Source organism: Paenibacillus sp. UNC217MF, assembly GCF_000686865.1.
GTDB classification, from domain to species: Bacteria; Bacillota; Bacilli; order Paenibacillales; family Paenibacillaceae; genus Paenibacillus_B; species Paenibacillus_B suaedae.
The window spans coordinates 251632-263997 of record NZ_JMLT01000009.1; the positions used below are offsets into that span (position 1 = coordinate 251632).

At 37.1% G+C, this 12366-nt stretch carries 11 protein-coding genes; all 11 read left to right on the forward strand.

The genetic code is table 11. The features are described 5' to 3' along the window. Window positions 1-24 precede the first annotated feature (24 nt). Complete coding sequence (locus BP95_RS0106775) at window positions 25-468, forward strand: PAAR domain-containing protein (RefSeq protein ID WP_028531731.1); 444 nt, start codon at window positions 25-27, stop codon at window positions 466-468. Between the two features lie 15 nt (window positions 469-483). Further along, window positions 484-1635, forward strand: coding sequence for a hypothetical protein (locus tag BP95_RS0106780; protein WP_028531732.1), 1152 nt, complete (start codon window positions 484-486; stop codon window positions 1633-1635). Between the two features lie 14 nt (window positions 1636-1649). Further along, window positions 1650-2192, forward strand: a complete 543-nt coding sequence (locus BP95_RS0106785; RefSeq protein WP_021257620.1) for a hypothetical protein — start codon at window positions 1650-1652, stop codon at window positions 2190-2192. Window positions 2193-2270: 78 nt separating this feature from the next. Then, window positions 2271-2891, forward strand: coding sequence for a hypothetical protein (locus tag BP95_RS0106790; protein WP_021257619.1), 621 nt, complete (start codon window positions 2271-2273; stop codon window positions 2889-2891). A gap of 13 nt (window positions 2892-2904) precedes the next feature. Next, entirely contained in the window at window positions 2905-3234 is a 330-nt protein-coding gene (locus BP95_RS0106795; RefSeq protein ID WP_021257618.1) for a hypothetical protein, read from the forward strand. A 15-nt stretch (window positions 3235-3249) separates the two neighbouring features. Then, complete coding sequence (locus tag BP95_RS0106800; RefSeq protein WP_028531733.1) at window positions 3250-5358, forward strand: LamG domain-containing protein; 2109 nt, start codon at window positions 3250-3252, stop codon at window positions 5356-5358. Between the two features lie 34 nt (window positions 5359-5392). Next, window positions 5393-6106, forward strand: coding sequence for a hypothetical protein (locus tag BP95_RS0106805; RefSeq protein ID WP_028531734.1), 714 nt, complete (start codon window positions 5393-5395; stop codon window positions 6104-6106). Between the two features lies 1 nt (window position 6107). Beyond that, window positions 6108-8132 (forward strand): discoidin domain-containing protein, encoded by a 2025-nt coding sequence (locus BP95_RS0106810; RefSeq protein WP_028531735.1) that lies wholly within the window; start codon window positions 6108-6110, stop codon window positions 8130-8132. Window positions 8133-8147: 15 nt separating this feature from the next. Then, complete coding sequence (locus BP95_RS0106815; protein WP_028531736.1) at window positions 8148-9344, forward strand: hypothetical protein; 1197 nt, start codon at window positions 8148-8150, stop codon at window positions 9342-9344. Window positions 9345-9372: 28 nt separating this feature from the next. Further along, window positions 9373-10737, forward strand: a complete 1365-nt coding sequence (locus tag BP95_RS0106820; protein ID WP_028531737.1) for a hypothetical protein — start codon at window positions 9373-9375, stop codon at window positions 10735-10737. Further along, window positions 10738-12363 (forward strand): discoidin domain-containing protein, encoded by a 1626-nt coding sequence (locus BP95_RS0106825; RefSeq protein ID WP_028531738.1) that lies wholly within the window; start codon window positions 10738-10740, stop codon window positions 12361-12363. Window positions 12364-12366: the final 3 nt, after the last annotated feature.

The following is a 12366-nucleotide window of genomic DNA, read 5'->3' on the forward strand; positions in this document are numbered from 1 at the left end:
CATTCTTAGTTTGGGGTGAATCAAATGGCAGAAATGGCTTATAAAGGCGCAAGGACGAACCCTTCTGTTGCAAGTAATCACGTAAGAAAATATCGTTATGTGGAAGGTAATACTTGTCTTCGGGAAAGAGAAGATGGCTCATGTGCTAAATATAATGAGGTAAGGGAGACAGATTATACAGACGCATATATAAGCGGAGTGATTAATAGTGATCGTGTCTCTAATGTATTTGTAAATGGAAGACCAGTCGCATGCACTGGTGACTCTGTTACGGAAACAGAGTCATATTCACTTGGTGGTTGGAAGTTGGATTATTCCGACGAAGGAGGAACAGGTCATATCACGGGCGGCTCAAGTACCGTTTACGTCAACGGGAGACAAGTGGCTACTGCAGGATCTTCTGTGACTACGCATGCCCGTACTACAACGACCATCGCAGAAGGGAGCAGCAATGTGCATATCAATTAAAGGAGGTGAAAATACATGCCGTATAATCACTATGGATACCTGGATCCGATACATATCGTATGGCGTCAAGGAACGAATGAAGATCCTTATATCGATAGAGCCGAATATTTGAAAGTGCTGAATCATAAGGTAATTCTTGCGGAAATACCGGATCGTTTCACACGGGTGAAAATAGCTGGATTAATGGAAGTTAACTATGAAGGATCGCCGAAAAAGGCGATTAAGCCAAATGAATTCAGTGTCAATTATTCAACGGGTGTCATCGAATTGCATGAATCCCAAGAATCGAATGCCGTCAGCGTATCCTATAAGGGAAGAGGATTCATTCAATATCCGTCTAGTCGAATTTATCACCAGGATGAGATGAATGATGTTGTCGAGTCCCTTGCGACGATTATTGATCGTGCAAATGTGAAAATTAAAGATGTAAATGCCAAAACAGAGGACTATGAGAAGCTCAGAGACGAATTGCTGCAGACGATCATTACATCCGATGTCGCCACTACAAATGCTGAAAAAAGTACTGAAGAATCAAAAATAGCGACAGACATGGCTTATGATGCTTATGAAACGACGCGACTCGTCTTCTTGCCATATGTAAAAACGTATCAACAAATTTTTAGTAATTATCCGTATCCGAAAATTGGTTGGACCGTTCAAGTGTACGACTCCGGGATTCGATACCGCTGGGATGGAAAGTCTTGGGTCGCTATCGATTTGCTCGGGGGCAACATTCCGTTAGCCAATAAAGGGGTTAATGGGCTGATGTCCAAGGAGGATTGGGCGAAGCTAAATTCCTATGACGATCGACTTAAAGAGAGAGTCATTACTTTTGTAATTCCTCAGTTCCCGGATATTGGCGTTCAGCATATTCATGCTAGATTTCCCTTCAAAGGGGAGATTGTCAATGTTCGAGGAGTGATAGGCAGTGCAGATTCGAAGGTAAGTACCGAGATTTCGCTGCAGAAGAGTAGAGACATGCTCAATTGGTCGGATGTACTCTCTAGAAATATTGTATTTCGCAAGGGAGAACACTTCGACGATGGATTGAGGAAAGTTGATGTTGCAAATGTGGCGAAAGACGATATTTTTCGCTTGGAAATTCTCCAGCTTGGCGGAGATGTCCAAGATATTACAATTGAAGTTATTATAAAAATTACACAGTAAGGAGTTTGATTCAAATGGCAACAGCACCGATTATTAAATGGTACGATTTTAATCATGCAAGTGAAATTGTGGCACCCTTCGACTTTGGAGTGGTTGATGCAGGGGATTGGGGTCCCCCCTTTACGTTCAATATTTGGAATAACCGAGGCGGGGCTACAGATGTATCCAAGATGGAAGACTGCCATATCACGACACGGGATATGGATGGCGGTACAGGCGACAAACAAGGGAAAATAGTAGAGGTTGTAAGAGATGATTGGTTCCATGCACAAGTTGATACATTGGCAGAGTCGGATCTCCAAGCAGATACATCCAAAATTGGCCGCTCAGGAAGCAAGCCGATCGGTACTACGAAGTCGACTGATAAGAATAACGCAGGTGCGACAATTACGCCTGTAACACCTAGTGCAAAAGAGATTCTCGGAATAAATAATAACGGCAATCAAACGGATTCAGGCGGTAACTTCGTCACCGTAACATTGCAGGCAGCGGTTCCGCTGGCTGCAAGTGCAGGCAAACAGAACTTTAAAATCCGCGTTTCCTATCGATTTGTATAAAGATGATGAAGGACGGGCTCGAAAGAGCCTGTCCTTTTTTCTTTATCTGACAGGCAAATTATAGTGGAGGTATATGTAATGATATTTTCGACTAGTAATGGCACGCATCCGATTTTAAGTCAGGATTTTATCTGGGTGGCGGACTACTATGATGGGACACACTTATGTGAATACGATCTTGAAACAAAAGAATCGGATCCGTATCGCTTCTATAGTATTGATAGAATGAAGCTTCTTCGTTTCGGCTTGATTGGCCATAGCTCCAAGCTATTCTTCGAAGCGGCGAATGGAGTCTTTACTATTAACGGCCAAGATTTTAGAATTTCCTATGTAGCAAACGGCAAAGAGTATCTATTGAATGGAAGATCTTTGTTCTATAACGACATTATTTCTTATAAGGATGCGGTTAGTGAGGCGAATCCATTTCAAAAACAAACGGATTGTGGAATGTTTACGAACCGGATTACGCAATATAACTTCGGATATAAGAAGAAGTTGGATTTGGATGGGATTACATTTAACTTTCAAGCGATTGTATCCATTCCTTATCAAGATAAAGCGTATATGTCCTTCAAAATTGCTTCTGATCAGGAGCTCGATGGCAAAATCGTAATTCAACGCAGAGGCTTGGTTGTGGAAGAGATTGAATCACCCTTGCAAAAGGGACATAGTACGAATATTACATGGACATTGAAATAAGGAGATGAAAGGTATGACAGAGTTCTTATGGGGGACAAAGGACATTAGAGGCGATGTGAAAATTATGAAAGCCACAAATGATACATTAACTTTCGATGTTGACGGCAGCTCATACACAATTACTTTGGAGGAAGGCGTATATCATACCCTTCGCGAAAAACATTCTTCGGCGCTTGTTGAAGCTTTGAAGGAAAAAGTTATGCAACAAACTATTCCTATCGAAGTGATGCTAGGTGGAGCGTTAAATGACGATGGGAAAGTAAATTATGTGGTCTTTGAACATAAGAGCGGTGGAGTAATTGACAACTTTGGAGGGACAATGAAGAGCTTGATTTTTAATTAATTGAGGTGAATATACATGGCTACTCAAAATGATGGCGCAATCCATTTTAGCGGAACGTCTGGCGAGTATGTAGAGATGGGCGCTGCTGGACTTCCAACAGGCGATAAGCCAAGATCGATTGATTTTTGGATGAAACCAGACGATAACGGTTCTAAATTGATGGTTCCTGTTCGATATGGTGATGACTATCCTAATGTCAAAAAGTTTGAAATTATCATTAATCCACTGAATAACGATCCAACAACAAGAGGAAAAGTGGCAGTTAGTGTTGGTGGTGAGATGATTGCAACCAAAAATGAAGTCATTCAATCCTGGAACGATTGGTATCATATCGCAGTTACGTATAGTGGCGGTGGTTTGATGAAAGGAATTACAATTTATGTAAACGGAATCAAACAAGAAGTTGAGTCAGTCTTTGGATATGGAAACACGACCCCTTTCGAAACAACAACGACCCAGTTTCGATTTGGAGTTGACTACAAAGGGAAAATGGATGAAGTACGACTTTGGAATTTTGCAAGATTAGAGGCGCAAATTCGTGCAGATCGTTTTCAAGTGTTGACAGGCTCTGAAACAGGATTAGTCGGTTACTGGAGATTTGAAAAGAGCAGCATTCAAAATGACGAAGTAAAGGACTACTCAAAGACTAAAAACAATGGAAAGACAGTGGGCAACGTTCGGTTTGTAGATGGTGAGTTTGCTTTGCAATCAGGACAAAAGATCGAAGAGATCGGAATGCCTATTAACCTTGAAAAAGGTGCGTTTAAAAACACTTTTGCTGATGAGGGTAAATTACAGTTGAAAAGGCTTTATGAAATTAAAGAGTCAGATGCTGCCGATCATAAAGGACAAGGAACAGAAGCAGATCCTTATCTGATCCGCGATGCATATGATTTTTTTAATATGCGGAAGAATCCATATGCCTATTATAAGCTAACAAAAAATATCGACTTTAAAGTCGGACTTTTTGAGGAAGGAAAATACTACGGCTTTGATTTTTATGGTGTTCTAGATGGAGACGAATTTAAAATATTGAACTTTACTCAAAAGATAGAAGGCGTATCTACCGGATTGTTTACTTCACTTAACGATAAGTGTGTTGTAAAAAATGTATACATTGAGAATGTAGATATTGTAGCTTCTATGGTAGGGCAAGGAGTAATTACCCCTCAATTCAATAACGGGAACATTGACCGGGTAGCAGTAACAGGAAATATTAAGTCAAAACAAACAAGCAACACTAATGTCTATTGTGGTGTGATTGGGAATATGGCGGGGGGAGCCATATCAAATATGTACATTAATGTGAATGTTGATACGACCGATAGTAAGGATGGAAGATACATGGGTATCCTCGCAGGGTTATATCGAGCTGGTCTACTTAATAACATTATCATTGAAGGGACTTTAATAGGAAACAGAAAAAGTGACACAATAGCAGCGGTTGTTGGATATAGTTATGCTGCAAGAAGCAATATCTATTACAACACGGATTACAATACATACAATCATCCACTATTTAATGGAGCGTCTTTCGCTGGCGCTGCAAAAACCGAAAAAGAATTGAAAGATACAAATGTATTCAAAGATTGGGATGAAAGCGTTTGGTCTATTACAAACGGTATGATTCCAGAGCTTAATGGTTTTGAAAAACTTACTCATGCATTAGCTGAAAATGGCGAGTGGGAGTCAGAAGTGATTGATTTAGTTGATAATTATACGGCATTTAATAAGTTAGTCAGCGTTCAAGAAATTGTTGATGGAGCCAAGGTTACAATTCTTACTAAAACTTCTCATGATAATCGCATGTGGAGTCCATATGTAAAGCTTAGCGGGAATAGTACAATTGCTAGTCCAAAAGCGCGATATGTCAGAGTTAAAGTCATCATCCAAGCAGATAGCAGCAGCCGAAAAGTGACAGAAGTTGAAGGATTTAATGGAATGATAGATTACGATAATTCTGAGTACGCAAGAATAGACAATGGGCTTCTAAAAGTAGATTATACGGAACAGCACGATTTGACTTTAGATGATAGCTATAAGGACAAGGGATATATCGTGTCAACAAAGATATATGCGAAAAATATAAAGAGGATAGATCGAATAAGAGTGTATTCAAGATAAATAAAATTACAATTAAATTGAGAGGTGAAGGTGGATGGCCAAGCCTAAAACGTCCGGTGTAGAGCGAGACTTCATTCTAGAAATGGAGGTAGGGGATTACATTCCCATGAGAATTTATGAGTATTCAAACAATCCATTCGAGTTCACTGGCGGGGTAAGTCCATGGGGAGGTGCTGGAAGTAACTACTTGACGCTTCCAGAGATTGATTATAGCGGTGCAGAAATAAATAACGCACGAGGGATTTTTTATTTTATTAAGGCAGATGAAGGTCTTCTTATTGCGGATAGAGTGATTAAAACAATCATTTCCTACAATGAATTAAAGGAAAAAAAAGATAACAATTACATCCAAGGCAAAGCCATGACTATAAATGGAGTATACGGATATATGAGATGCCTAACAGGAGGAGTTAGTCAAATAAATGACAAAGGGATGTTAGAGAATGATACGAATAAGGCAATATTAGGCGCTTACCCGCATGATAATGAGTATGACAAGTATATTGTTAATTCCAATTTAAATGGAAAAATTGAGGCGTGTGATGATGATGTATGGCATCATTTTAAATATAAAACAATTACGCAGAGTACACATTATTTAGATCCTGCACAATGTGTTGCAAGAGGTGGGAATAACAATGGGGCAGGGTTTGAGCTTCAAGATGTAAGTAGAAGAGCATCAACTGGGAACAATAGAAATGGATTCAGACCAGTTTTTGATTTTAGACATCTTTACGAGGTGAATTAATATGTCTTTATCTTTGAATAATAATTTACAGACGCTTAAAGTGGGGGATTATTTTTGGTGTAATTCTTATACTACGGATGTTAGATTTGATAGTATTGCTGACGAGATTACGGTTCCAGACGGAAACAACCATTATAAAAACGAGATAAAGTACAGATGGGTGTTAAATAATTTAGCTGTAAAAACAGATTACGAAGTAGAAACTAAGCAGATTAACAAGGATTGGACTGCTGCGGCTAACGGATATTTTAGATTTATTGTTGTTGATATAAAGAATAATGGAGATATTATCTGTATAGCTGATAGAAACATTTCTTATCGAACACCTTGGATAAATTATGACGCAAGGGGGGATAAAGGAGGGTTGATGCAAGTCGGCACATCCTATTATGAGCATGAGACTATTTTATACGAAAATATGTGTGTTGGCGGAACACCCATCTGGTCGTCTTGTCTGAATAGTAATATTGATCAGTACGGAGGCCAAAAGGCTTTTGGTGAAACAGCCGTAAAAGGTACATATTGGGCTACAGGACTATGCTTTGGAGATGCAAACTTTGATAAAGAGTGGATAGGGTATCAATTTAAAGATCCAGTGTCAATTCAAAGAGTAAATATAGTATTCGAAAATAGATACTGGACAGAAGTATATAATTTAAAAAAGTTATATTTAGAATACTCGGATGATGGGAACGACTGGGGATTAGCTAAGGAGTTAGATATAAAAATCGGGACTAATGCCGCCAACATTTGGCATGTATTGAACTTCAATCATGAACACCCATATAAGCACCAATTTTGGAGAATGCGATTTGGACTCGCTAATACTAATCTGACCAAAGATCCACTTAAATTAAATTACTTGGAAATGTGCGAAATCGCAACACGTAAAACCAATGACAAGCTTAAAGACTTTAATCCTATAATAACGTCAATTACTTCTAATGCCAAAAAAGATGAGGGATTTATAGAATACAATGAGTGGGATAAGTATATCAATTCAGATTTGAATGGCGTAATGGACAAGATAGGAGACAATTCAGTTTGGAATTTGAAGTACCCATCCTTCACTAACACACCTGCACATGGAGCATCAGTAGGTGTGGTTATAAGAGGTGGAGGTAACGGAGATGCAAGCGCCTTCGCAGTTGTTGATGCGAAAAAAAGATATGAAAATGATGTAACAACGGGTGTAGGGTTCAGACCTAAACTTATCCTTAAGCCGAAGAATAAAAGAGGCGAAAAGCGATATTTCTTCAATGCAAGTGGGCAATATAAAACATACGATTTAGGAAGTGAACAAGTTCTTGAGCCTACGGGACTAATTGATGAATTCATAGATGATGGTTCTACGATGGCAAGTACACAGCACCAAATAAAGGTCACTGCCAGCAATGGAACAAATGTCTGGAAACTATTTAATAACAATTCTGATTCTTGGGTATCATCTGATGGTGAGACAGGAGTAGAAATTACAATTGATTTAGGAGAAGGAACCGATAAAACGGTTGGTGGGTATGTGATGAAATACAATTTTGGTGAAAACACACTTCCCGCAGCCAATGCAACTGTAAAACAAGACATATACTCGTCTCCAAGAGATTGGGATGTTTACGGTTCTTTGAAAGGTGATGATTGGACTTTAATCGAAAAGCGGCGCGGAGTTTATTGGAAACAAAATGAAGGAAAGACATTTACGTTAGGCAAAGATGTAAAGTTTAGATTGTTCAAATTTGTATTCATTTCAAATAATAGTGATATTAAAAATGTTGCGATACAATATCTCAATCTCCATCCAACAAAGTATAAAAAAGTAAACCCATTTTGGAAACCGTTATCTACAACAATACCTTCACAAAAGATTATTAAAAGTGAGGGCATATCTGATGTATCGATATTAGATAGAAAAAACAAGATTAATAAAATGGACGCAACGTTCAGCAATAATCTTGGTTCTGGAAGTATATATAAGTTGGAACTAGACTTCTCTACATTACAGAAAATGTATAAATTGAATTTGCAATAAGGTAGGTGTCTGATAGTGCTTATAAAGAGAGTTAAGTTCAGCAATTTATCAACTAAAAGTTCAAGTGTAGTAAGCTTGCAAAGAATAAGGTTCTACAATAAAGATGGAGGGAAAATTAATTTTGGAAAAGTCATTACAAATAGTAGTCATACAAGGTTTGAGACTGAATTTGCATATTTAGATTCAATGGCGCGCTATGATGGGTCAGTTTATGACGCATTACATGATGGGTATTTTCGAATGGATGTTGCGAAACAAGACGCTAGAAGCAACTTTCAAATCGTGTTTAAAGAACCTCAAGCAATAAGCAAATTTGAATTAGATACAGCCCCGTTATGGCTTATTCATACCAATATTAAAGCTGAATTTTACAATACAAATGATGAACTGGTGAGAACCTACATTATAAATCTGAGTGATTATGAATTTAGCAACAAAGGGTCTCTTCGATTGACTACCATTCCTACACCTGAACTCGCGGTCGAACAAAGGTATTTCATTTTAAGCGAAAAGAAAGCGAATGGAGTCACTAAAAGTTTCACTATAGAAAAAAAGGAAGTTAGTGCAATTCCACTATTTTTTGAGGACGAATTTGATAATGAAATTAACAGTGTTGATGCATATAAAGAGTATTCAGCAGAAAATCCAATAGAACATGTTTTTAAAAACAATAAAATAGATGACTTTGCTTGTGCTTATCAATCGGCTGATAGGAGCCATACGCTGTTTGCACACCCAAGCATTAAGGTTGACTTTAAAAAACCTAGATTAATTAACGCTGTTGAAATACAGTCATCAGGGGTAAAGAAGAATGCACATATCAGAATTGAAGGATATGACGAGATTAATAAAGAATGGAACCAACTATCTGAATACAAAGCAGAACTTTTATGTAATTTCAGTAAAATTCGAATGGAATTTGATAATGCCGCATTTTATTTCTCATATAGGATTACATTTGTAGATCTATATAGCGAATATGTACTGATAAACGATATTAAACTGATTGAATATCAGTCATTTCTTAAGGAGGTATCTATTTCTTCGCCAGAAGATTATAAAAGATACGGAATGAAAAGTGATGAATTCTATTGCACAAGTAATGTGCTTAAGAAGGTTGTCCAAAAAGATAAAACGAAATATGGTAGTGGGAATATATTTTCTAAATTGTTTGACAATAAAAATAAAGAAATAAAGAGCATCACAATTTGATTGTGATGCTCTTGAGTGAGGTGTAAATATGTTTGTACCAATACTTCCATTATTTAATGAAATGTATCGAATAAAACAAGGATTCGAAATTGCCACTAGTGAATATTTTCATACTTCAAAATCTGAATACAACGAATTTAACATGTGTGATGGAGATATGAATACCGCATGGGCAAATAGCACTTTTAAAAAAGTACATGCTAAATTCCAATTTTCAGAAGAATATTTCCCCCGAAAGATATCAATGACCTCTACTTCTGATGCGTCAAAGTCTCCTAAGAGCTTTAGGCTCTATGGAGTTCCTGACGATACACTGAATCTCATGAATACGTTTGGCTTGAAACAAGTGGATGAAGAGCCATCGTGGATTGGTTGTACTTTATTGCTAGATGTAAAAAATGAAACATGGAGAGAACAAGAAAGAAAAGAGTGGACTTTTAAAAATGACAAAAAGTTTAAAGCTCTCATCCTTTATATGTATGAAAAGCAGGGCGACTGGAATGGCAAATCAGAATATTCAATTGCAGAATTTCAGTGCTATGAATACATAGAAAATGAACGGAGTCTAATTAAGCGGAAAGTCGATGGTAAGCATGTAGGTATTACAAAACGAATTAAAACTCCATTCGTGGGTTTCAGTTTCGACGATATTAATGAGAAACGAAATCGATTCAAGCTTGTACCTAGTAGTCGTGGTTCGTTATCGATATATGGGATCTTCCATCTTTATTTACGAAATGGAGGGTGTATCTTATTTGGTGATGATTATTATGGTGGAAAGTTATACATGGAGTTCATCAAAGATGGAGATTATGATTTCAATGTTGGATTAGTTGCTAAACATGCTGAAAATTATGTTGCAACGGGAATGAACAATATACTATTTAATTTTTATGGCAAGGATCTATACGTTTATGGAGCAGAGAGAATTGGTGAGAAAACTATGATTGCACCTAACTCAGTATATGGTGTTCGAAGAGTTGGAATAGCAATGGATTTAGATAACAACATTTTCGAAGTTATTGTCGATGGGAAGAGTATGGGGAAAGTAAAAGTAAGAGAGTTGCCAAAACCGGTTATACCAATTTTTTGTGGCGGGGCTACGTCTAATAAGCTTCTTACAGAGGCAAAATTTATGCCTAGAGGGTTTAAGAATATCGTTTCCAAAATGGAATATGAAAATGTTATAGCAGTACTTCCCGAAAAAGTATCCGTTAATGATTACATGCTATATGGGATGCAAAAAGGGCAAAAAATAGAATTCGACAAGCCCTATATCAAAGAGTTTGTTTGGAGTAAAAAAGATGAAGCGTTGGGAGAAGGAAGAGCTTTTAGTTATCCGTTTAAAGCAACAGAAAATATACAAAAAATCAAGTTAGATGAGGTGGAATAAATGAAGCAAGAAGTTTATTCGCATGGATTCGATCATCCTGTAAAAGTATACACAACCACCACTGAGACAGAAATGTACTTTCTCCAAGTCCCAATTAATGAGTTGTCTTTATGCAGATTGAAATCAATTAAATTTAGAGGATTACCAAACGTCCAAACAAAGATGAAAATTGCTATCCTGCAAGAGACAAATAGGTACAGAGAATATAAAACTCTTTTAGCTAGAGAGCTGATTAATGACGGCAAATATGGGGATGACATTTATTATTTTGAGGGCATTGATATTACTTGTCCTAAAGAAACATTTTTAGCAATCATCTTCGATCAAAACACTAAAGTTCCAGCTGAAGGAGGTTGGTATAGAACTTATGTTCCTTGGGTGTACTCAAGATGCCTCAAAGTAAATTATGAAACAATCACGGATGGTAGTAGTATTGATATTTATAATTATCCAGCTAATGCAACATGGGAAATGCACTACCCGATTGAATTCGAAATTGAAACATACGAAACAAAAACTGAAAAAATTTTATTCATAGATGAATCGGGTGAATATAAAAGATACCAATTACCAAAATATATTGATCTTTCAAAAGCAGAAGAAAGTAGCAAACATATTTATAGTAGTGACACACATATAAATCACCCTAATTCTTTGTGGAAAGTTTTTAACAATGAAGTCAATTCTGGTTGGGTGAGTGTAAATGGTCAGAATCAAATACGATTTATTACATATGACTTCGGAGTACCTACGACTATAGATAGACTTGAGCTTGAAGCATTACGAATTGCGGATAGTGTCAATTTTGGAATCCAGTATTGGACTTTTTTTGGTTCCAACGATAACAACAACTGGACACAGATTTACAAATGTGATAACAACTCAGTGGATGTAAATCGAGATGGATACAATTCTTCAAATGGTAGTCACATTAGATATATAGATTTCAAAAAAGTAAAACCGACGTTTCAATTCTATAAAATTGAGTTTGGTGATGGCTATCATAAAACTGCACCATACGACTATTCGGTAGGTGTTAAACGCATTGGGTTAATGAAATTTGTCGAAGAAGGTTGGGAGACAATCGGCAGGGATATAACAGACAAGGACTTCATAAAATACGGAATGTCTAAAAGTGAAGTAGAAGCCCTGTCAGCAGCGGAATTAAGTCAGTTATATGGTGACTTTGAAGTGAAAATATTCACTGAGATTCCTCAAAGTCAGCCAGTCTTAATTAAAGAGATGGAAAAAGGTGAATATCTTCCAAATTTGGTAGGTGATGAATTTGAAATCTTAAAGTATACAGAAAATCCTTTAGCGGAAGTGGTTGATTTTATTGTTGAGGATAATGAAAAGAAATCATTAGCGGATTATTTTGAAAATAATGTTGAATTAAGTATCTATTCTGAGGATGGGAAGCCAGAAGTTGAGTTGGGTACAGAGTACTCCCCAATAGATGATTATCAAGGGAATGACATTGAACTGCTTGAGTATAGTGATGTTAGCCCTATTGCAGAAAAAATAGAAGAAAAGCAGTTCGCAAATGAAACCTCTGAAAAGGTGGATAGTTTGTATATAGACAGCTTAGAAATAGATTTGAAGAATACAAGGGAGTTATTTAGGTAAACT